18 protein-coding genes are annotated in these 21,037 nt (G+C 54.9%); 2 read left to right on the top strand and 16 right to left on the bottom strand.

Going from position 1 to position 21,037, the window contains the following annotated elements; genetic code table 11:
- Nucleotides 1–233: 233 nt before the first annotated feature.
- The 7 genes from DQG13_RS29550 to liaF all read right to left on the bottom strand — a co-directional run bounded on the left by DQG13_RS29550 (nt 234) and on the right by liaF (nt 8,362).
- Nucleotides 234–1,178 carry a 4-hydroxy-3-methylbut-2-enyl diphosphate reductase gene (locus DQG13_RS29550; RefSeq protein ID WP_113023788.1) on the bottom strand — a complete coding sequence of 315 codons (945 nt, stop codon included), beginning with the start codon at nt 1,176–1,178 and terminating at the stop codon, nt 234–236.
- A 127-nt stretch (nt 1,179–1,305) separates the two neighbouring features.
- A complete protein-coding gene (locus tag DQG13_RS29545; protein ID WP_113023787.1) occupies nt 1,306–2,787 on the bottom strand; it encodes a sensor histidine kinase in 1,482 nt (493 codons plus the stop codon).
- A 5-nt stretch (nt 2,788–2,792) separates the two neighbouring features.
- Nucleotides 2,793–3,485 (bottom strand): response regulator transcription factor, encoded by a 693-nt coding sequence (locus DQG13_RS29540; RefSeq protein WP_113023786.1) that lies wholly within the window; start codon nt 3,483–3,485, stop codon nt 2,793–2,795.
- A gap of 128 nt (nt 3,486–3,613) precedes the next feature.
- Nucleotides 3,614–5,194 carry a S1C family serine protease gene (locus tag DQG13_RS29535; protein WP_113023785.1) on the bottom strand — a complete coding sequence of 527 codons (1,581 nt, stop codon included), beginning with the start codon at nt 5,192–5,194 and terminating at the stop codon, nt 3,614–3,616.
- Nucleotides 5,195–5,511: 317 nt separating this feature from the next.
- Nucleotides 5,512–6,186 (bottom strand): response regulator, encoded by a 675-nt coding sequence (locus tag DQG13_RS29530; RefSeq protein ID WP_113023784.1) that lies wholly within the window; start codon nt 6,184–6,186, stop codon nt 5,512–5,514.
- The gene (locus DQG13_RS29525; RefSeq protein WP_113023783.1) at nt 6,183–7,226 is read right to left on the bottom strand and encodes a sensor histidine kinase; all 1,044 of its coding nucleotides are present in this window, start codon (nt 7,224–7,226) and stop codon (nt 6,183–6,185) included. The genes DQG13_RS29530 and DQG13_RS29525 overlap by 4 nt, the downstream gene beginning before the upstream one ends.
- Before the next feature lie 26 nt (nt 7,227–7,252).
- A complete protein-coding gene (liaF, locus tag DQG13_RS29520; RefSeq protein ID WP_181593086.1) occupies nt 7,253–8,362 on the bottom strand; it encodes a cell wall-active antibiotics response protein LiaF in 1,110 nt (369 codons plus the stop codon).
- 425 nt (nt 8,363–8,787) lie between these two features.
- On the opposite strand from liaF, the gene DQG13_RS29515 reads away from it, so the two are divergent.
- On the top strand, nt 8,788–9,837 hold the full coding sequence (locus DQG13_RS29515; RefSeq protein WP_113023781.1) for an aldo/keto reductase: 1,050 nt from the start codon (nt 8,788–8,790) through the stop codon (nt 9,835–9,837).
- A 304-nt stretch (nt 9,838–10,141) separates the two neighbouring features.
- The gene (locus DQG13_RS29510) at nt 10,142–10,567 is read left to right on the top strand and encodes a hypothetical protein (protein ID WP_181593085.1); all 426 of its coding nucleotides are present in this window, start codon (nt 10,142–10,144) and stop codon (nt 10,565–10,567) included.
- A gap of 51 nt (nt 10,568–10,618) precedes the next feature.
- Here the strand turns inward: DQG13_RS29510 and DQG13_RS29505 are convergent, their stop codons facing one another.
- The 9 genes from DQG13_RS29505 to DQG13_RS29470 all read right to left on the bottom strand — a co-directional run bounded on the left by DQG13_RS29505 (nt 10,619) and on the right by DQG13_RS29470 (nt 20,964).
- Complete coding sequence (locus DQG13_RS29505; RefSeq protein ID WP_113023779.1) at nt 10,619–12,103, bottom strand: TraB/GumN family protein; 1,485 nt, start codon at nt 12,101–12,103, stop codon at nt 10,619–10,621.
- A 130-nt stretch (nt 12,104–12,233) separates the two neighbouring features.
- Entirely contained in the window at nt 12,234–12,944 is a 711-nt protein-coding gene (locus tag DQG13_RS29500) for a 3D domain-containing protein (RefSeq protein WP_258525935.1), read from the bottom strand.
- A gap of 126 nt (nt 12,945–13,070) precedes the next feature.
- Nucleotides 13,071–15,035 carry a threonine--tRNA ligase gene (gene thrS / locus DQG13_RS29495; protein WP_113023778.1) on the bottom strand — a complete coding sequence of 655 codons (1,965 nt, stop codon included), beginning with the start codon at nt 15,033–15,035 and terminating at the stop codon, nt 13,071–13,073.
- 384 nt (nt 15,036–15,419) lie between these two features.
- Complete coding sequence (ytxC, locus tag DQG13_RS29490; RefSeq protein WP_113023777.1) at nt 15,420–16,355, bottom strand: putative sporulation protein YtxC; 936 nt, start codon at nt 16,353–16,355, stop codon at nt 15,420–15,422.
- 209 nt (nt 16,356–16,564) lie between these two features.
- Nucleotides 16,565–16,714, bottom strand: coding sequence for a hypothetical protein (locus DQG13_RS31080; RefSeq protein WP_181593084.1), 150 nt, complete (start codon nt 16,712–16,714; stop codon nt 16,565–16,567).
- Nucleotides 16,715–16,744: 30 nt separating this feature from the next.
- The gene (locus DQG13_RS29485) at nt 16,745–17,026 is read right to left on the bottom strand and encodes a hypothetical protein (RefSeq protein ID WP_113023789.1); all 282 of its coding nucleotides are present in this window, start codon (nt 17,024–17,026) and stop codon (nt 16,745–16,747) included.
- A 39-nt stretch (nt 17,027–17,065) separates the two neighbouring features.
- The gene (gene mqnC / locus DQG13_RS29480; RefSeq protein ID WP_113023776.1) at nt 17,066–18,196 is read right to left on the bottom strand and encodes a cyclic dehypoxanthinyl futalosine synthase; all 1,131 of its coding nucleotides are present in this window, start codon (nt 18,194–18,196) and stop codon (nt 17,066–17,068) included.
- 106 nt (nt 18,197–18,302) lie between these two features.
- On the bottom strand, nt 18,303–19,673 hold the full coding sequence (locus DQG13_RS29475; RefSeq protein WP_113023775.1) for an EAL domain-containing protein: 1,371 nt from the start codon (nt 19,671–19,673) through the stop codon (nt 18,303–18,305).
- 130 nt (nt 19,674–19,803) lie between these two features.
- A complete protein-coding gene (locus DQG13_RS29470) occupies nt 19,804–20,964 on the bottom strand; it encodes a PLP-dependent transferase (RefSeq protein WP_113023774.1) in 1,161 nt (386 codons plus the stop codon).
- Between the last annotated feature and the right edge of the window lie 73 nt (nt 20,965–21,037).

The following is a 21,037-nucleotide window of genomic DNA, read 5'->3' as shown; positions in this document are numbered from 1 at the left end:
CCCGCATAGCAGGTGGTTTTTTGTTTCCCACGCTTCGCGTGCTCAACCGGCTAAAGCCATAATAAAATTCCGGGAAGCAAACCTGCCTCCCGGAGAGCTTCATGTAAGGTTTTTCAGATGCCTCTTGCTTCGGAGCTTCGCGTCACTTTTGGGGAATTTAAATGTTTCAGGGGGCTCCCCCGAAAGTACCCGGAATAAGCTTCGAAGCTTCGCGTCACTTTTGGGGGATTGGGTTAAGACTTCTCCCGCACGGCGGGAATCAGCCTTTTCATATTGACGGTCCGCTTGATTTCCCAGGTGGACGGGTCATGGCGGTCAAATTGCTCCAGATACTGAATCACCTCTTTGGTGATCGGGGTAGGCGTGGAAGCCCCCGCAGAAACCGCCACCTTGTCGATATCCTTCAGCCATTCCGGGTCAAGCTCCCCCAGATCGGCGATCCGGTACGCCTTCACGCCGGCAATCTCTTCGGACACCTGGGCCAGCCGGTTGGAATTGTTGCTGTGGGGGTCCCCTACCACAATGGTCAGCTCCGCTTCCTTGGCCTGCTCCGCTACTGCCTCCTGCCGAAGCTGGGTGGCCAGGCAGATTTCATTGTGGATCTCCGCATGAGGGTACTTTTCAATGAGACGATTGATGATATTCTTGATATCCCATTGGCTCATGGTCGTCTGATTGGTGATTACAATCCGCTCGGAGGAAAGGTCAAGCCCCTCCGCATCCTCGACGCGCTCAATGAGATGCACCTGTCCGGGAGCGACTCCAACAGCGCCTTCCGGCTCGGGATGGCCTTTTTTGCCGATATAGATAATCTGGTAGCCTGCCGCGCTTTTTTCCTTAATGAGCGTGTGGGTTTTGGTCACATCGGGACATGTGGCGTCCACTACCGTCAACCCCTTCTCCAGCGCCCGCTTGCGCACCTCGGGAGAAACGCCGTGGGCGGTGAAGATCACCGTGCCTTTTTCCACCTTCTCCAGAATCTCCAGCCGGTTTGGCCCCTCCAGGGTGATAATGCCTTCCTCCTTAAAAAAATCAGTAACATGGGCGTTATGCACAATCATGCCCAATATATAAATCGGCCGCGGCACGTTCAGATTCTGGGCGGTGCGCATGGCCAGGGCCATGGCGTCCACCACGCCGTAACAGTATCCGCGGGGTGCAATTTTGATCACTTCCATTAAGACTCGCCTCCTTCCTCCTGATTATACCCCAGGAGCCTGCCCGGCGAAAGAAAAGGCGGGTAAATATTCACATGGCTGCATACCCCGTGAATATTTCCCGCCCAAGCCATGCGCCGGCTCGCTCCTACTTCGCCATATCCCGGAAGAAAACCGGCAGCCACACCAGGAAGGTGCTTCCGCCGCCCAGTCTGGTGGTGACCTCCACGGAGCCGCCATGCTCGTCGATGATCCACTTGGCGATGGACAGGCCCAGGCCTGTACCGGCCGTTACGCCTCTGGATTCATCCGCCCGGTAGAACCGCTCAAAGATATGGGGAATCTCCTCCTTGTCCATGCCGATTCCCGTATCGGCGATCCGGATGCCCACCTGTCCCTCTCTGACCAGGGCGTCCATCCTGACCGTTCCCTCCGGCGTATATTTGAAGGCATTCTCAATAAAGATAAACAGCATTTGCTGCAGATGATCCCTGCTGCCGTTGACGCCGATTCCCTCCAGTACGGAGAAATCCCCCGTCTCCCATACGGCATTGCGGGGCAGATGCTGGGCCTTGCGCGCCGCCTCCTCCACCACATCGCGGATCAGAATCGGCTCCTTTTTCATTTCATGTCCTGCATCCGCTCTGGCCAGAGCCAGCAGATCATTCACCAGCCTGCTCATTCTGGCCGCCTCTCCGGAAATATCCTGCATAGCCTCCAGAGACATGGCGACCTTCTCAGCCTCTGTCAGCGCGTGGCCGGAGCTGGAGCCGGAAGCGGAGGAACCCCACATTTTCTCCAGCAGATCCACATTGCCGCGAATGGTGGTCAGCGGAGTCCGCAATTCATGGGACGCATCGGAAACAAAACGCCGCTGGGCCCGGTCCGACTCCTCCAGCTCACTGTACGCTCCCTGAATCCGGCCCAGCATGCTGTTAATGGTGCTGGTGAGTCTGCCGATCTCATCCTCCGGCCCGTTATATTCAATGCGGACCCCCAGATCGGCGCCGTTCTCGATTTGCTGCGCCGCCGTAATCACATTCTCAATGGGGCGCAGCGCCTTGCGCGCCAGGTACAGACCCAGGGAAGCCGCCAGCAGAATGACAAAAACGGACAGAAACAACAGCGCCAGTCTCAGGGTGTACAGATTATGGCTGATTTCATTGACACTGACCACAATCTGCAGCACACCCGCCAGCCGTGCCTCCCCATTGTCCGAATATTGCAAGGGCATGTTCAAGACCAAGAGGGGATATCCCCCCATGCTGTAGATGTAGAAGCTGGATTGGCCCGCCGCCAGCTTCTCCGCGTTATAGGTAAGGGGCAGCACCTGGTTAGTGGTGCTTTGGACCACCTTGCCTTCCGTGTCCAGCGCTTGCATCACATAACCCGGATATTTGAACTGGTCCAGGGGAGGCAGCCGGATGCTGCTGAAGTACCATTTGCCGTTGACTTGAAACGCAACCGGCTTAATTTGCGATTGCACCTCCAAACCCACCTGGCGCATCTCGTCCTTTTTATTGTCCATGAGAATGTATGATGCAATAAAATACAGCGAAACGCCGAACACCAGCAAGGTGACTGCCAGGATGGTGGAATACCACAGGGTCAGGCGCAGGCGGATGGACATGTTGATCAGGACTCTCCTCTCAGAACGTAACCGGCGCCGCGGACAGTCTGGATGATCCGCTTGCCGCCGTGCTCCTCCGTCTTCTGCCGGAGCAGGGCGATATAAACCTCCATCACATTGGATTCGCCGCTGTAATCATAACCCCAGACCTTCTCCATAATCACATCCCGGGACAGCACGCGGCGGGGATTCATCATAAACAGATGCAGCAGATCGAATTCCTTGGTGGTCAGCTCAATCCGGTGTCCCGACCGGAACACCTCCCGGGTATCCAGATCCAGAATCATATCCTCATATTGGATGCGGTTGGTCTTCTGATCGGCGTTGTCGGAGCCTTTGCGCCGGAGAAGCGCCCTTACCCGGGCCAGCAGCTCCTCCAGCGCGAAGGGCTTGACCAGATAGTCGTCGGCTCCCAAATCCAGTCCCTTCACTCTGTCCATAATGTCGTCCTTGGCGGTGAGCATCAGAACGGGTGTGGAAATTCCTCCGTCCCGGATTCGCCTGCAGACCTCCCAGCCGTCCAGGCGGGGCATCATCACGTCCAGGACGATAACCTCCGGCTCATGCTCCAGAATCCGTTTTAACCCCTCGTGCCCGTCCTGGGCGGTGACCACATCGTAGCCCTCGAAGGTCAGACTGCGCTTAAGCATGGAAGTGATTTTTTCGTCATCGTCGATGACCGTGATTTTATGCCGCATATCCCGCCAATCCTCCAGTACACCATAATTTTCTTGTCTCTATCATAGCAGAATCCCCCGGAGCAGGAAAAGAAGCGGGCCCGACGATGTGATCCTCGCCAGAAGCCCGCTTCCCGCCGGTGTTTGCCTTATTGCTGCTGCTGTTGTTGCTGCTGCTTCAGATATTCATTTTTGTCCGCAAGGGTAATCTCAATGGTCATGGCCTTGCCGTCGCGGATAATGCCGAAGCTGACCTTATCGCCAACCTTCTTGGCCTGGATCTTGGCCACCATATCCGAGCTGTTGGTAATGGCCGCGCCGTCCATGGAGGTTACTACGTCATACTTCTTCAGGCCGCTCTTGAAGGCAGGGGTACCGATGACCACATCCTGCACATAAGCGCCTTCCGCCTTATCCAGCTGCAGCTCCTTGACGGATTGGGCATCCAGGTCCGCTACATTGGCCAGAGTGGCGCCGATAAAGGGAATGGGCTCCTTGGGAATCTCCACATTGTTCTTCAGGCTGTCGATTACCTCCGAGATGGTGCTGGTCGGGATAGCAAAGCCGATGCCCTGCGCCTCGGCATTCACCGCCGTATTGATGCCCACTACCTCGCCGTTCATGTTAAGCAGAGGACCGCCGGAGTTGCCGGGGTTAATGGAGGCATCCGTTTGCAGCAGATGCTTGTAATTCCGGGTGCCGCTGGTTTCCTGAATGGAAATCTCTCTTTCCTTGGCGCTGAGCACACCCACGGTCACCGTATGCTCGAAGCCGTAGGGATTGCCGATAGCCACCACCCAATCGCCGATCTGCATGGAGCTGGAGTCGCCGATAGGCAGGATGGAGAAATCTTTGGTTACGCCGTTTTCCGTTGCCGGCTCGATCTTCAGCACCGCCAGGTCAAGATCGAAGCTGTTGCCCAAAAGCTTGGCGGTAAACGGCTTATCGTAACCCTCTACCGTCACCTGAATTTCCTCCGCACCTTCGATCACATGCTGATTGGTAATGATATAGCCGGATTTCTCAAAGATAAAGCCGGTTCCCATGCCGGATTGCTGCTTCGTGCCGGCCTTGGGCTGCTGCTGCTCTTGATCCCCGAAGAAATAGCGGAAGAACGGATCGTTGTACAAGGAAGAATTGGACCGTTTGGTCGTCACATAGGACTCGATTTTGACCACTGCGGGACTGGCCTGCTGAACGATTGACGACACGCTGCCGGGGCGGCTGATGTCGTAGGCTGCCCCTACCACGTTGCCGGAGCCGGACGAAGACCCGGTGCCGCTGTTTGTGGCTGCCGCTACCGGGCTTCCGGAGGAAGCGCCCGTGTTGCCGCCGGAGAATAAATTCATCCGGTCCGAAGCGAACATCAGCGAGCTGACCACCAGAGCGCCGGCCATAAAGGCGGCGAACATGCCTTTTGCCGAGGAGCGTTTCTTGGGCTCATTCACCTGCCAGCTTCTGCTGCCCGCCGGCTGCTGGCTGCCCGCAGGCTCCTGGGCGTACGGATAAGGGCGGAGCGGTCTGGGCGCCGTTACCTCCACAGGCTCTGCGGAAGAGTAGGACGATGGGGAACGCTCTTCCGGATAGTCCTCCTGGGGAGCGGATTTATATGGACCGTAAGAATAATAGTAGGAAGGACGGTCCTGCTTGTTGTCTTCTTCACGCTCCCGGTTCGGCTCATCCTGAGAGGGCTTAAAGAAATCGCTGTAGTCTTTTTTGTTGTCTTCCATTTTATTTGTCCTCCTTACTTCTAATAGGGATAAGATTTAGTGGATAATTGATTTGTTCTTATGTATTTATAATGCACGGGCAACCTTAATCAAACCTTAAAAAGGGTTAAATCCAAGATAAAAAAGTAATTTATTGCGTGTAAAAAACAGCTTGTCTGTCTTGTCCTGCCGAAAAAAGCCGGACCCTGCTTATATTCGAACAGGTCCGGCTCTTCCGTTCTCCCAAAAGTGGCGGGAAGCTTTGCAGCATAAATACATATCGCTATCTACAGGATAGACAAAGGGAGAGTCTTTTAGACTCTCCCTCACCTGGCTTATCACGACCGGTTGCCCTCCGCCAAGCCCTTTCGGTGGGCATAAATGGCCAGTTGGGTTCTATCCTCCAGAGCGCATTTCATCAGCAGGTTGCTGACATGGGTTTTTACCGTTTTGATGCTGATATGCAGCTCGTCGGCAATTTCCTTGTTGGACTTCCCGTCGGCGATCAAGAGAAGCACTTCCTTCTCCCGGACGGTAAAGCCTTCCTCATCATTCTGCGCCGTCCGCTGGCGCAGGCCGCGGGTCAGCGCCTGGGATACCTCGGACACCAGAATCGGCATGCCTCTTGCCGCCCCTTCAATAACCTGGATCAGCTGATCCGCCTGAATGGTTTTCAGCACATAGCTGATGGCGCCTGCCTCAATGGCCTTCACCACCATATCCTCCTCCAAAAAGCTGGTCAGCATCACCACTCTGATGGAAGGATACCGCTTCAGTGTTTCGGCAGTGGCCTCAATTCCATTCATGCCGGGCATCATCAAATCCATCAGCACCACGTGGGGCAGACTTTCCTCCCCCTCCGCGGCCAGCTTCTCCAAAAGCCGCAGCCCGTCGGCTCCGCTTGCCGCTTCTCCAATTACCCGAATCCTCGGCTCCATGAGCAAATAGGTTTTTAAGCCCAGTCTCACCATATCGTGGTCATCCATGATCACTACCCGAATCAGATCATTCAAGCCTCTTCACCGCTTTCCGCTTCAACAAATTTAGGAATATGAATATGTACAGCCGTACCGGCGCCGGGTTTGCTGCGGATTTCCGCATCGCCCCCCAGCCGTTCGGCCCGCTCCCGCATGGTAGCCAGACCATAAGAGGACCGCTTCTCCATATTGGGCTCAAATCCGATGCCATCATCCTCGATTTGCAGCACATACTGGCTGCCGGCCTCATACAGAACCAGCGAAACCCGGCTGGCCCTGGCATGTTTGACTACGTTGGCCATTCCCTCCTGGATGATCAGAAACAGCTGATACTCAATGGCGTCCGGCAGCTCCTCCGGCAAAGCAATCTCCAGCCTGCCCTTCAGCCCGTTCTGGTTGCAATAATCGGGGAACCACTTGCCCAGCGCCTCCTCCAGAGTTTGCTCCTCCAGCTCCAGCGGGCGCAATTGGGCAATCAGGCTGCGCATCTGCCGCTGGGCATGATGGGACATGGTCACCAGCTGCTCCACCACCATCCGGGCTCCCTCCGGATTGATCTCCAGAAGCTTGGGCAGCGAAGAAGCCGACATATGAATGGCAAACAGCTGCTGGCTAACCGTATCATGCAGGTCCCGGGCCAGCCTCCGGCGCTCCTCCAGCACCGCATCCTGGCTGGACTGCATATTGCGCATCACATCCGCCGAACCCTCCTGCTGCAGGAGCCTCAGCCTGCTTTCCAAGGAAGAGACCATGGTATTGAAATCCTGGTAGATCCCGCCGAAGAGGTCGCCGGGCAACACGTCAAGCCGTTCCCCCAGATTGCCCTTGGCTACCTGCTTGATGGAAAGCTGCAGCGCGTCCACCTTCCGCTGATAGCTGCGCGCAACAAAATACCCCACCACCGGGGCTATCAGCAAAATCAAGATCAGATATTCCACCCATAGGCCTGCGCCGGGCGACTCCATATGGGTGGACAGATAGAACCAGCCGCCCACCCCCAGGAGCAATGTCCCTACACTGGCGGCCAAAAAGTATATGGGCAGCAGCCACTTTAAATTGTTCAACCGTTTGCGCATACGCTCCAAAGCCTCTTTTCACGGATCTAGCCGACTCTTTTGACGGTAATGTCCCCAATAAACATACTGACAGTCAGGTGAATCTTCTTGTCCGCCTCGGCATAATTGCGGGTGTCGTACCTCATATTGCGGAACATGCCGCCCTCATAGCGGTCGAGCACGTGCATGTCCCCGATAAAGGCGGAGGCATTGACGCTGATCTCCAGTTGAATGTCATTGGGCACATAAACCTTCACATCCCCGATGAAAGCCGATACGGTCAGCTTGGTTTCCCCCAAGGGAATGCTGGCTTTGGTCAGATCAATCATGGTGTCTCCGATAAAGTGGGAGATATTCATCGGCTCCAGCTGCCAGTAATCCCTGCCCAAGTAGATGTCCCCGATAAAGTTGGAGCGTTCGATGGGCGGCTTGGAGCCATGGTCATACCAGGAGCTCTTCCATTCTTCTTGCGGCGGCGCATTCCACTTTCCCTCCGCAAAGCTGCCTTTCGGCGGCTCTTGGCCCTGCTTGCCGGAGGAGGCGCCGATTCCCGCTTCCGATGCCAGGGGAAAAGGGTCCTCCCCCAGCTTTTTGACCACCCGCTCATGAAATACCTGGTCCAAATCCTGCTCGATTTTTTTGGCGTAGGACGGATCGAAGGGGGGCACCTCCTCCTCCGCAGGTTCCCCATGAGAGTGATGTCCATTGCCGGCGCCGTAATTCCGGTGGCGGCTTCTCCGCTCATCCCGCTCCTGCCTTCTCCGCTCCCGCTCCTCCTGGCGTTCCTGGCGAAGCATGGCTTTGCGCTCTTCCCGTTTGCTGCTCGGGCCTCTTGTCAGCATGTTCAAGCCCATAATAATCAGCACAGCCGGAACGGCAAGCTGCCAGATATCCATATTGTTTATAAAAGGGACATCCAAGTTCCGCAACAGGAAATACGTGCCCAGCAGCATAATGAATATATTCCAGATGCCGCCATGGCCCCCTCTGGAAGCCATGCCGTGAAGTCCGGCCCAAATGAGGAAAACCGGCCAATAGGTTCCCGCGATCTCGGCAATGTCAATATCAATGATATTTTGCTGATGCAACAGAAACAGGATACCCGCGGCAATAAAGAAAAGACCCCCGAAGGTTTTATTGATAAAATGGCGATTCATGTCTATACCCCCATGCTCCATGCTGTATAGCTACAGTGTAGCTGTTTTTTCGGGAGCCGAAAAGAGGCGGCGGGAGGAACTTGCCTCCGTCCCGGGACGGAGGGGAGCTCCTTCAATGAAAAAAGGAAGAGCACGGCGTCTCTTCCTTCGCGGCGGGCTCCGCCTATTTATTCATTTTTTCGGAAGCGCCCTTGGCGGGTTTGCTTATGTTCTTCACGGAGATTTCATCCGCGAATTCAGCATTGTCCTGGGCAGCCCGTTTGCTTTTGCTGTTTTTGGCCATGGAAATCACCTCCTTGCCATTCGTATTATGGGATGGAGCTTTTCTTTTTATGTAACCGGCTCCGGGAATTTTCGAATTTCCCTCTTCTTTATGATAAACTTAATCTTATGTTGGAATGAATATTCGAGGGAGGGGACTTACATTGAAATATCGCACATTGGCAGGAACCGATTTGCTGGTTTCGGAGGTTGGCTTCGGCGTTTGGTCGGTGGCGACAACCTGGTGGGGCGTTAAGGACCGGAGCTTTGGCGTCCGGCTCCTGCAGGAAGCGCTGGATGCGGGCATTACCTTTTATGATACGGCGGATACCTATGCACTGGGCGAAGGGGAAACCATCCTGCATGAGGCGTTCCAGGGCAAGCGGGAGCAGTTGGTGATTGCCACCAAATTCGGCTATGACATTTACAGCCAAAGGGGCGAACGCAAGGGGTTTTCGGAAATGCCGCAGCTGTGGACCCCGGAGCATATCCGGTATGCCTGCGAGCAAAGCCTGCGCCGTTTGGGCACGGACTATATCGATCTGTACCAGCTTCATAATGTGCGCCAGGAAACCCTCCAGGATGACGCGGTTTTTGAAGCGCTGGAGCGTTTGCAGGAGGAGGGCAAAATCCGGGCATACGGCCCTGCGCTGGGACCGGACATCGGCTGGCATGATGAGGGCCTGTGGGCGATTGCGAACCGCAAGGGCATGTCCATGATGCAGGTCATCTATAATCTGCTGGAGCAATGGCCTGCCAACCGGTTTCTGCAGCCTGCGGAGGAGAGCGGAATCGGCCTGGTGGTCCGGGTACCCCATGCTTCGGGTCTCCTGGACGGCTCCTACAATCCGGAGAAGCACTACGACAAGTCGGATCACCGGAACCACCGCAAGCATGATTGGATGGGACGGGGCCTTCAGGCTGTGGAGAAGCTAAGCTTTCTCTATGGACCGGAAACAGGGCGGACCATTGGACAGGCGGCGATTCTTTTCTCCCTATCTTCGCCTGTAGTCGCTTCCGTGCTGCCCAATATCACCTCCCAGCAGAGTCTGAAGGAATTTGCCGCCGCGCCGGATTGCCCGCCGCTGACGGCAGCGGAGCTGGCTGAGATTAACCGACTGTGGGAAAATGAGCTTATGGCCCTGCTGGACCAGCCCTACGCCGACAGCTCGAACAAGCCCATTCCCGTTGCCTCTCCCGCCGCCAAGGCATAGACCCGGCTTAGCCAGGCGGAGTGGTGACGCCCGGACCAACGATTTTCCGTTTACCTGCAGTGGACATCATGCTATACTTGATTTACGAACATGATAGTCGCCAAGCAGGCGCTGCGGTTTCCCAAACGGGAGACTGCAGCGCCTTTTTTGCGTAAAGCGCCCCAAATCCGCTTCTGCACCAGTCCGGAGTCCGGGGTGACTTTTTGCATGTTCGACAGGAGACGATACGCAATTGTCAGAAAGGAGGAGAGAGGGTATAATGGGGTCACATTTCCCAAAACGGACGGGTGAAGGGATGGGTGCCATGAGCGAGCAAGTATTGACCCAAATTCTGGAGCAGCTGCAGGTGCTGCAGAAGGGCCAGGAGCAAACCCACCAGCGGTTGGATCAGGTGGATGCCAGGCTGGACAAGGTAGAGACCCGGTTGGAGCAGTTGGATGTACGGTTAGGCCAGGTGGAGGTGCGGCTGGACAGAGTGGAAGCACGGTTGGATAAAGTAGAAACCAAATTGGGCCAGGTAGAAACCAGACTGGGCCAGGTGGAGGCATTGACGGCGGATATTCCCCTGATCCGCAGAGCGGTTCTGGAAACCAACGAGGATGTCAAACGCTTTGACCTGCGCCTCCAGAAGAATGAGACTGATGTCGGCAACCATGAATACAGCATCAAGATCATTCATTATGATCAATTGAAGCTTCACACAGAGATTGAAAAATTGAAAAACCGGTGAAAAAATAACCGCCAGGAGAGCCGCGGAGGCTTCCTGACGGTTTTTTCGTGTTTAGTCCAGCAGCTGCTCGATGGTGTAGCCGGCCTTTTCCAATTCCTTCAGAACACCGGTATCCCCGAACAAATGTCCCGCGCCCACCACCACAAAGTAGCTGTTGCCCGCGGAATCGGCCAGATATTTCTCCACGGTGCGGAACATATTGTTATTGCGCTCATCCCAGAAAATCCGGTTAAACTCGCTGGCTCCGGCCTCCGCTTCATTGGACCGGGCAATCAGCTTGCCGAACTCCTCCGCATTCCCTGTGCTCCAATAATGCAGCAGAGACTGCATCAGCTGCGCTTGGGCATTGGCCGCGCCATCCGCACCGTTCTGTCCGCCGGTCTCATCCCCTGCCTGTTCTTCGGTTGCCTTCAGGGTTTCCAGCAGAAATTCCTCCTGCAGCCCGGCATCGAAGGAATCAAACATGTCCACCTGAAACTTGATGCCCTCCACCTGCAAAACAGGCTTTTGGACTTTGGCCGCTTCCGAGAGGAAGTAAATGTCCAGCCCCAGGTTGGCGCTGTAGGAGGCTTCGGTTAAGCTGAGGTTTTGCAGCAGCAGCGCCGCGTACCACGGCTTCAATATCTGGTACACATCCTCACCGATGCCTGCCTGCTCCATTTTTTCCGCAAACAGCTTGTAGGTTTCTGCGGAGACATGCTTGTCCAAGGTGCTGCCGTCGGAGAATACCGCTTTTTCGCTCATGTATTGGATGCCTTCCGCATCCTGGGTAACATCCGCCTCCACCGCCAGATAGGATGAGCCTTCATACGCCTGCCGGATCAGGTTGTCCAAAGGGTAGATGCTGATGTCGCCGATGTGGATGGAGCCCAGCAGATATACCGGGCTTTGCCCGCCTGTCACCTTCCACACCAGCCCTTTGGAGGCGGTGTTGCTTTCCTGAAGAACAAACTCATACGTTCTGTACGTCAGGGAAAGCAGCTGCTCCCGGGTCAGCGGGTCGGCCAGATTCAGGCTTCCATCCTGCTTGCCCTTCAGAATGCCGTGATCCGCCACATACCGGACGGCTTCCGCCGTGTCTCCGGCAAGCGCGTCCAGCTCCGGATAAAGCGCTGTTTTACCGGTGGCCGGAGCTGCCTGGGGCAGGCTGTTCCGGATGGCCGCATACAGGACAACAGCTGCGTCCTGGCGGGTAGCGGCAGCTCCCGACAACGCCGCAGCCGGCGTTTCCCCATGGCCATAAACCGCTTCCGTTGCCGGCACAGCCCGTTCGGCCAGCTTCTGCCGAAGCGACAAGCCGGCGGCATTCAGCTCGTCCACAGTGGCCGGGGCCTGATAATCGGCAAAAAGCCCCTCTGCCGCCAATTGGTGCAGCCTGGTGTATGCCACATCCTCCATTGCCCATATGCTGGGTTGGCTAACCGCGGCTTCCGCTTCCACGGAGGGGCCTGCTGCCGCATGGGCCGGCAGAACAGGCAGCGCCAGCGTCAATGCCAATGCCAGCCACGATATGCGTGCCTTTTGAAGAAAATTCATACTCCATCTCCTTTTTTTGTAGTTCTTCTATTCTTGCACACCCCCGCTGGGCTGACAAGTCTCAAAAAATCGGCAGAAAAAACTCCGTCCCCCTAAAGTCGGGAAACGGAGTGAGGTTCCGTATATCGGCTTATTCCTTGTGGCCCAAGTCGGCCAGCAGATCCAGCGACTTTTCCACTGGAACGGCATCCGCCGCATTGTTCAGATCATTCATCATGGCTTCGGTTACTCTGCCGGTGCCCTTGCGGAGAACCAGCACCTTCACCTTGCGCTTGCCCCATTCCTCATAAACCTGCTGCTTGGTGACAAAATAAAGATCAATCTTGTGTCCTTTGATGGCTCCGCCCGTATCGGCCACCACGCCAAAGCCGTATCCGGGGATATACATAATGGTGCCAATGGGAAAAATCGCCGGATCGGCGGCTATGGTGGAGAAGTCATCCTTGCGGACCTTCACCCCCGAATAGGTAACGCCGTATTGAGGGTGGCCCGGGGATTTCCCGGTGGATTCCTTGCCGGCGGTATAGCCGGTAGCTACCACCTCTACCATTTCTATATGATCCAGATCCACATTTTCCAGATGGGAGGTCCGGATTCGCCCCAGCACCTCTTTGACCAAAGCCGCTTCATCCTTCCCAGAAGCAGAATTGCCTGCTGCTGCTGCGGAATCGGCCTGCTGCGGCGCATTTTCGGTCTGTTTTGCGGCTGCGGCAGCATCCATCCCCATTTCCTGCAGGATATTGCCGGTATTGCTGTTTGGAAGCAAACACGTGACCAGGCTGATCCAAAGAACCAACATTGCCGTACGCTGCACCAAACTGACTAACCTGCCATCGCTCATGTAGTGATATACCCTCCCCTAATAATGAAGGTTGCCCGATAACCGCCGCTTCTATCCTGGCGGCAGACAAACTTCGATTATACGTTTCCCAATATCGGGAGGGTTATGCACTTTTGAGGAAATATTCTATTCCACCTTGGTTTTGGTGGCGATATCCTGGGTGATCAGAGCCACAACCTCGTCCAGGCTCAAAACGCCCTTGTCTACACCGCCGCGCATCCGCACGGAGAGAGTGCCGCTGCCCGCTTCATTTTCGCCGCATACCAGCATGTACGGGATTTTTTCCAGCTGCGCCTCGCGGATCTTATAACCCAGCTTCTCATTGCGCTGGTCGGCTTCAGCCCGGATGCCGGCTGCCGCCAGCTTCTCGGTGCAAGCGGCCGCGTATGCTTCGAAGGCCGGAGACACCGGAATGACACGGGCCTGCTGCGGTGCCAGCCAAGTGGGGAAGGCGCCTGCGAAATTTTCCAGAAGATAAGCCGTCATCCGCTCCATGGTGCTGATAATGCCGCGGTGGATGACCACCGGGCGGTGCTTCTGGCCGTCGTCGCCGGTGTATTCCAGTTGGAAACGCTCCGGCAGAAGGAAGTCCAGCTGGGCGGTGGAGAGGGTTTCTTCCTTTTTCAGCGCCGTTTTGATCTGCACGTCCAGCTTGGGGCCGTAGAAGGCCGCCTCCCCTTCCGCTTCATAATAAGGAAGCCCCAGCTCCTCCACCACTTCCTTCAGCATACGCTGAGAGGTTTCCCACATTTCATCATTGGGGAAATACTTCTCTGTATCCTTGGGGTCCCGGTAGGACAGCCGGAAGCGGTATTCCTTGATGCCGAAGTCTTCGTATACCTGGCGGATCAGGTTCACCACGCGGGCAAACTCCTCCTTAATCTGGTCAGGGCGGCAGAAGATATGGGCATCGTTCAGGGTCATGGCGCGAACCCGGTGAAGACCGGTCAGAGCGCCGGACATTTCATAGCGGTGCATCATGCCCAGCTCCGCCACCCGAATCGGCAGATCCCGGTAGCTGCGCATGTCGCTTTTGTAAACCATCATATGATGGGGACAGTTCATGGGACGCAGAACGTATTCTTCATTGTCCAAGGCCATGGGCGGGAACATATCCTCCTGATAGTGGTCCCAGTGGCCGGAAATTTTGTAGAGCTCCACATTGCCCAGAACCGGAGTATACACGTGCTGGTAGCCAAGACGCTCCTCCAGATCCACAATGTACCGCTCCATAGTCCGGCGGAGTTTGGCGCCATTCGGAAGCCACAAGGGGATACCCTGGCCCACTTCCTTGGCAAAGGAAAAAATCTTCAGCTCCTTGCCCAGCTTCCGGTGATCCCGCTTTTTGGCTTCTTCCAGGTAGTGAAGATGCTCGTCCAATTGCGCCTTTTTGTTGAAGGCTGTGCCGTAAATCCGCTGCAGCATCTTGTTCTTGGCATCGCCGCGCCAGTATGCGCCGGCCAGGCTCAGCAGCTTGAACACCTTGATTTTGCCGGTGGAGGGCACATGCGGGCCGCGGCAGAGATCGAAGAATTCCCCTTGCTCATAAATGGAGATAACGGAATCCTCCGGCAGATCGCGGATCAGCTCCAGCTTCAGGGGATCATTCTGCTCCGTATAGATGCGCAGGGCTTCCTCCCGGGGGACCTCTCTGCGGGTTACAGGCAAATTCTCCTGCACGATCCGCTCCATTTCCTTCTCAATCCTGGCAAAATCCTCGGAGGAAACCGGTGCTTCCATATCGATGTCATAATAGAAGCCGTCCTCGATCACCGGGCCGATGCCCAGCTTCACGTGCTGGTCCTTGAACACCCGCTTGATGGCCTGGGCCATCAGGTGGGCGCAGCTGTGGCGGAGCACCTCCAGCCCTTCCTCGGAGTCGCCGGTAATAATGGCCACTTCCGCATCCTCGTTCAACGCTGTTGCCAGGTCCACAACCTTGCCGTTCACCTTGCCGGCCAAGGCGTTCTTTTTCAAGCCGGAGCTGATGGATTCCGCCACACCTTCCACTGTAGTGCCCTTGGGATACTCCCGTACCGCCCCGTCGGGCAAAGTGACTTTTAGATTGTAGACGTCAGTAAGATTTGCCATGTGCTTGTCCCCTCATTTCCATAATGATTTCCTGCATTTTCGCACAAAAAAACGCACATCATCCCTGAAGGGACGAGTGCGTCGGCTCGTGGTTCCACCCTAGTTCAGCGCCTGCAGCATGTTCCATGAACAACGCGGCAGATGCCCTCTTGTGATCATCCGGTAACGGGAATGCCCCGGCAGAATATACACATGCTTCCCGTCCCGGCTTGCCGTAACGGGAAACAACCTTCCATTCTGCAGCTCGCAAAGGGGTAAGCCGGTGATTCATTGCCGGGAGAAGCTTGCAGCCGAGGCTTCTCTCTCTGTTCCGTGAACCAGGGGCCCATGTCTTTGGTCAGCGCCAAACATATTCCATATTATAAAACAACCCTTCTCCGCAAATCAAGGGGACAATTTATCCTGCTGCTCCAAAGAAGTAGATATGGATTCACAGGATCTGCACAGCTGGCAGATCTCCGTGCGGTTTTCGAATATTTGGCTGAGGGTCTTGATAACAGGCAGGTCGGGTTCCCGGGTGTGGATGCAGATTCTTTCCGGAGCGATAGTCAGGAGGGAACTGACAATCATATCCTCCAGATTGTAATCCTTGTCCATAAACTCCACTTTGTAGCTGGTGTCCAGTTTTTCCGTATCAATTGGCCGCAGCTCGCTATCCAGAAGCAGGAAGTTATGCCCTCCCTGGTGAATGATGTGGGCCAGAGGCATTTTGGAATCCTGAACATACACAAAATAACGGAGAAGCGATATAAACTCCTTGTACTGCTGGTCCATCAGGAACTCATCGGAGGCGTATTCCAGCATCTCCTTCAGCTCCGCCCCATACCGCTTCAACCTGAACCGAAAAAAACCGTCCAGATCAAGGATAGTGCCTGGATGGAGGCAATCCGCCAAATCCTGCATCAACAATTTGCGCTTCCGCACATGGCCGGGGGAGCTTTCCGTCAAGGCCGCGGGGGCAAAATCACTTACATTCCCCAACTGTCTGCAATAGGCAAGAATTTCTTCCCGTTCCTCTTCGGAATAACGCTTGTCTTTTCGGATCAGGCGACGAAGCAGCTCTTCTTCCCATTCGTCCACAATGAAATCAGCCAGGACCTGTCCAACGGCTTCCGGCCACTCCTCGAGATTCTTTGCCCCTTTTCCCGAACCCTTGCCGCCGCCGAAAAATTCCAGGACAATCTCCGAATAGCCCGGGCACCGGCGGTATTCCAATGCCGTATTCAGCAAAACTGTACCCATGCTGGCTGTCATCCGGTCATGCAGCTTCTGGCTTAGCAGGACGGGATGATCCGATACACGGATGGCCAATGATTTCATTTAAGCGCTCACTCCCTTCCCAAGTGCTGTTTTTTAAGTATATGCCCCATGGATGGGGATATACGAACAACAATCTGGAAGCAAGGGCGCAACGTTTCCCTGCCTTTATGCATCTTATTGGGCGGATTTGGCGGACCCTGACCTTCTTCCGCCTCTTCCGCATCCAAGATGCAAAAAAACAAAAAACCGGCCTCTACGGCCGGTTATAATCAGGAATGCTTATGCTCTTTTTCTTTGCTTTCATCATCCGTTTTCTTCTTGTCTTCAGCGGGCTCCGGCACCTTGCAGCTGTCGCAAATCCAGTGCTCGCCGATATCGCCCTCACCGTTGACTTTGCCGCATGCGTCGCATGTAATCATAAATGCGATTCTCCTTTAATGGGGAAAAAGTTAGGAAACCTTGGCAGCCCCGGTTATTTCAAGCGCCTGTTCGGCAATCACATCCATGTACCGGTTCAGGCAATAACAAAGGAAATCCTTTTTGCAAATTCCGCAGGGTACAGTGTACAGCCGGTTAATATGGGTTGCCTTCGGCTCTCCCGTTTCCGGGTTGCGCTCAAAGGTAAGCCGGCAACGGTTGCGGTCCGAAAGTACGGCCACAATCTCAAAAAAACCATTTTGCTTGTTTTCACTTACAATTTCCGCTTCAACAACTTTTGCTTGATACGCCATCTTCGCCATCCCTTCAATTTTCCTTACTTCACAGTGTGCCTAATTTTGCATGACAAAATCCCTGTCCACCCTGGATTCGTCATCAAACATACGCAAAATGTCATACCGGGTGTTACGCTGGGCAGGAATTTTGCCTGTTTCCCGGATCAGCCGCACCAAAAGCTCAATATTTACTTTATGCGTTGCCCCCGCGGCCGAAACCACATTTTCCTCCATCATGGTGCTCCCAAAATCATCCGCCCCGTAAGACAAGGACAGCTTGCCGATTTCCGGTCCCATGGTGACCCATGAGGATTGGAAGTGCGGGACATTGTCCAGCATCAGACGGCTTATCGCCAACGTCTTCAGATATTCCTCCGGCGTGGCCCGTTCCTTCTTCAGGTTGGTATTATCCGGCTGGAAGGTCCATGGAACGAAGGCAAGGAATCCGGCGGACGGATACTTGAGGGCAATACAGTCATCCTGGGCATCCCGCACACGCAAAAGATGCAGCGCCCGCTCCTCCATGCTTTCTCCGAATCCGATCACCATCGTAGCCGTGGTGTTCATCCCCAGACGGTGGGCAGTCTGCATAACCTCCATCCAGTCCCGCCAGGAGCCCTTCAACCGGCTGATCTTCCGCCGGGTGCGGTCATCGAGGATTTCCGCCCCTCCGCCGGGCAGGGAATCCAGTCCTGCTTCCTGCAACTGGCGGATCACTTCCTCCAGGCTCAATCCTCCGGAGACCTCCTTCATCTTCAGGATCTCGGCAGGCGAGAAGGAATGCATCGTTATATCAAAACGCGCTTTAATTCCCTTAAGCAGATCCGTATAATACGAGAATGGCAGGTTGGGATTGGTGCCGCCCTGCATCAGAATTTCCGTGCCGCCCACATCCACCGTTTCCTGAATCTTCCGGAAGATGGTTTCATCCGGGAGCACATAGCCCTGATCACTGTCTACCGAACGGTAAAACGCGCAAAACCGGCAATACACGTCACAGATATTGGTATAATTGATATTCCGGCCCACTACAAAGGTGGTAATCGGTTCCGGATTCCAGCGTTTCATCACCTTGTAAGCAGAAGCTCCGATTTTCTCCACCTGGTCGGAATCGAAGAGGCTTACGCATTCCTCCACACTGATTCGTCCTCCGGCTTCCGCTTTGTGAAGTATCCTGTCAATGGACATGCGTTCTTCTCCCCCCGCTGCTTAGAAAGATTCCTATCTATCTTATCATAGTTCCCATATAAAAGCATCCCGCCCGGCATGGGGAAGGATGCTCTATGTATGACCATTATTGACCGGAGGCTATCTTGCGCATATGTATAATCTTTTCCTTGAGGCTCTGGAATTGGATGACATTGCGCCCGTGCTCGAAGGGCTGGGGTCTGGCAAAATAATAGCCTTGTCCCATATGCACATGATTCTGCAGCAGCACATTGGCTTCTTCCTCCCGTTCCACCCCTTCGGCAATCACCGTACAATTAATATTCTCGGCGAAATAAAGAAGTGACCGGAGCATGGCTTGTTTGACCGCTTCCCGGTCGATATTGCGGATCACCGACTTGTCAATCTTGATAATGTCGGGAATCAGCTCGGAGATGGACTGGAGGCTGGAATAGCCCGAGCCGGCGTCATCCACCGCAAAGCGGAAGCCCTGGGTCCGGTAGGAGTGGACGATATTGGCCATCTGCTCGAAATCATTGATGGAATGCCGTTCCGTAATTTCAAATACAAATTGCGAGGAATCCAGACCGGATAGCTTGAGCTGCTCCAGGAGCCGCCCGAGAAGCTGGGGATCGGATAGGGAAACCGGCGTAATATTAATGAACACCTGCTCCTTGATCTGCCGTTCCGTAATCTCCCTGATGGCCTTCTGGATCACCAGCCATTCCAATTCCGGCAACAGTTCCGTCTGATCGGCAAACTCGAACAATTCCACCGGATTGTGAAAAACGGAGGTTTTGGGGCCGCGGGACAGGATTTCCCACCCGTATACCTCGCCGGTCCTCAGATCCATAATCGGTTGGGTCAGCACCGTGAGATTCTCCATGCGGATAATCTCCTTCAGCTCCACATGCTGCATGGCGAAGTGGGCCGGAAGATTCTTGGCGGCAGCGGCCATGGCCGAATGATAGGCCGCTTCCACGGCAAAACCCAAATCCTTGGCGTTTTCTTCAATAATCGCGCAGCCTGTTCGGATCGTTAGGCTGGATTGCATATGGAGGCTGAATTGGCGCTCCATCCTGCTTTCGAATTCCTGCCTGATCTTGCCCGCCACAATTCCGCAGCGGCCAAAATCCTGATGGGATTCGAGCCGGACAAACAAGGTAATTTCATTAGCCAAGTGCTGCTTGACTCCGATGAAATCATCCTCGGTAATATACATCCTGACCGTTTCGAGAAAAATCTTCCGCAGCTCCCTCTCGACCCTGCCAAGAAAATCAGGAGTGGCATCCTTCAGCCATTGATGGTAATCCTCCAGATGAAAAAGCATCAGGGCGGCTTTTCCGCCGGAGCGCTTTATTTTCTTCACCCGCCGGTAAACCGGGTCCCGCAAAACAAAGCCGGGAGGAAAAGATTTCAGCATTCGGTCAGGCAGTGGCAATAACGACAGCATAAGCAGCTGCTTGCGCCAGGTACCCTTGTTCACCATGCTGCGCATGATATTCCCCCCTCGCGGTCATGTTGACTGACGGATTTTGAGCAATGCGACACTCCCATTTTATCACAAGTTTCATGGCAGTAATAGGGGGATTTCGAACACTGTTTAGCGAAAATCATCGAATCGGGATTTACTGGAGGCCGACTTCCCGCGCTGCAATGTCGATGGCTCTGGAGAGATCGGCAATCAGATCATCCGCATGCTCGATTCCTACGGAAAAACGGAGAAGCTTGTCATCTACGCCCACTTTATCACGGATTTCCCGGGGAATATCCGCATGGGTCTGGACCGCGGGATAGGTCATAAGGGACTCTACGCCGCCCAGACTCTCGGCAAAGGCGATCAGCCGGATTTCCTTCAGGATCACCGGAACCATACCTGCATCCTTGACCCGGAAGGAGAAAATGCCGGTGTTTCCGGATGATTGGCGGCTTTGGATTTCATAGCCGGGATGTGCAGGCAGACCGGGGTAATAGACCTGTTCGATAAAGGGATGCCCCTCCAGGAAGGAGGCAACGGCTGTAGCATTGGCCTGATGGCGCTCCATGCGCAGAGCCAGCGTCTTCATGCCGCGGACCAGGAGCCAGGCATCCTGGGGCCCCAGAACTGCCCCCAGGGAATTATGCAAAAACGCCACCTGCTCGGACAATTCCTTGCCTTTGGTGACAATCAGTCCCGCCAGCACATCATTATGCCCGCCCAGATACTTGGTGGCGCTGTGTACGACTATGTCCGCGCCAAGCTCGATGGGCCGCTGGAAGAAGGGGGTCAGGAGAGTATTGTCCACAATGGTAAGCATGCCGTGGGTTTTGGCCCAAGCTGCCACCCGCTCAATATCGGTTACCATCATCAGAGGATTGGTGGGAGTTTCGATGAGCACAGCCTTGGTGTTGGGCAAGCGGCTGGCCTCCAGCTCATCCAGATCATTGGTGTCCACATAGGTGGCGCTTACGCCGAACCGGCTCATCACCTTCTCCAACAGCCGGTAAGTTCCGCCGTACAGGTCCAGAGAAACAATCAGATGATCCCCCTGGCTGAACAGGGCAAATACGGTTTGCAGCGATGCCATGCCGGAGCTGGAGGCAAAACCGGCGTCCCCGCTTTCCAGTTGGGCGATGGCATCCTCCAGGACGGTGCGGGTAGGATTTTTGGTCCGGGTGTAATCAAAGCCGGTGCTTTTGCCCATCTCGGGATGGCGGTAACAGGTGGAATGGTAAATGGGAAAGCTTAAGGAGCCGGTGACCGGCTCCGACAGGGAGCCGATTTGGGCCAGAATGCTTTCAATTTTCATGCGGATTCTCTCCTCGTATAGTATTTCTTGAAGGTTGTCTTGAACCGATTTCCAGTACCCTAGGGTACTGGCG

It is taken from the genome of Paenibacillus sp. YN15, assembly GCF_003285005.1.
GTDB lineage: Bacteria > Bacillota > Bacilli > Paenibacillales > NBRC-103111 > Paenibacillus_AR.
The sequence above is the reverse complement of the archived record's forward strand: the minus strand, read 5'-3'. Positions and strand labels throughout refer to the sequence as shown.

Bases quoted from the DNA above. Each gene is read 5' to 3' on its own strand.
- DQG13_RS29510 (WP_181593085.1), top strand. From the start codon at position 10,142: ATGAGCGAGCAAGTATTGACCCAAATTCTGGAGCAGCTGCAGGTGCTG.
- DQG13_RS29475 (WP_113023775.1), bottom strand. From the start codon at position 19,673: ATGCGCAGCATGGTGAACAAGGGTACCTGGCGCAAGCAGCTGCTTATG.
- DQG13_RS29545 (WP_113023787.1), bottom strand. From the start codon at position 2,787: ATGTCCATCCGCCTGCGCCTGACCCTGTGGTATTCCACCATCCTGGCA.
- DQG13_RS29505 (WP_113023779.1), bottom strand. From the start codon at position 12,103: ATGAATTTTCTTCAAAAGGCACGCATATCGTGGCTGGCATTGGCATTG.
- DQG13_RS29535 (WP_113023785.1), bottom strand. From the start codon at position 5,194: ATGGAAGACAACAAAAAAGACTACAGCGATTTCTTTAAGCCCTCTCAG.
- DQG13_RS29525 (WP_113023783.1), bottom strand. From the start codon at position 7,226: ATGCGCAAACGGTTGAACAATTTAAAGTGGCTGCTGCCCATATACTTT.
- DQG13_RS31080 (WP_181593084.1), bottom strand. From the start codon at position 16,714: ATGATTACATGCGACGCATGCGGCAAAGTCAACGGTGAGGGCGATATC.
- liaF (WP_181593086.1), bottom strand. From the start codon at position 8,362: ATGAATCGCCATTTTATCAATAAAACCTTCGGGGGTCTTTTCTTTATT.
- DQG13_RS29485 (WP_113023789.1), bottom strand. From the start codon at position 17,026: ATGGCGTATCAAGCAAAAGTTGTTGAAGCGGAAATTGTAAGTGAAAAC.
- DQG13_RS29500 (WP_258525935.1), bottom strand. From the start codon at position 12,944: ATGAGCGATGGCAGGTTAGTCAGTTTGGTGCAGCGTACGGCAATGTTG.
- DQG13_RS29470 (WP_113023774.1), bottom strand. From the start codon at position 20,964: ATGAAAATTGAAAGCATTCTGGCCCAAATCGGCTCCCTGTCGGAGCCG.
- DQG13_RS29540 (WP_113023786.1), bottom strand. From the start codon at position 3,485: ATGCGGCATAAAATCACGGTCATCGACGATGACGAAAAAATCACTTCC.
- mqnC (WP_113023776.1), bottom strand. From the start codon at position 18,196: ATGTCCATTGACAGGATACTTCACAAAGCGGAAGCCGGAGGACGAATC.
- DQG13_RS29550 (WP_113023788.1), bottom strand. From the start codon at position 1,178: ATGGAAGTGATCAAAATTGCACCCCGCGGATACTGTTACGGCGTGGTG.
- ytxC (WP_113023777.1), bottom strand. From the start codon at position 16,355: ATGAAATCATTGGCCATCCGTGTATCGGATCATCCCGTCCTGCTAAGC.
- thrS (WP_113023778.1), bottom strand. From the start codon at position 15,035: ATGGCAAATCTTACTGACGTCTACAATCTAAAAGTCACTTTGCCCGAC.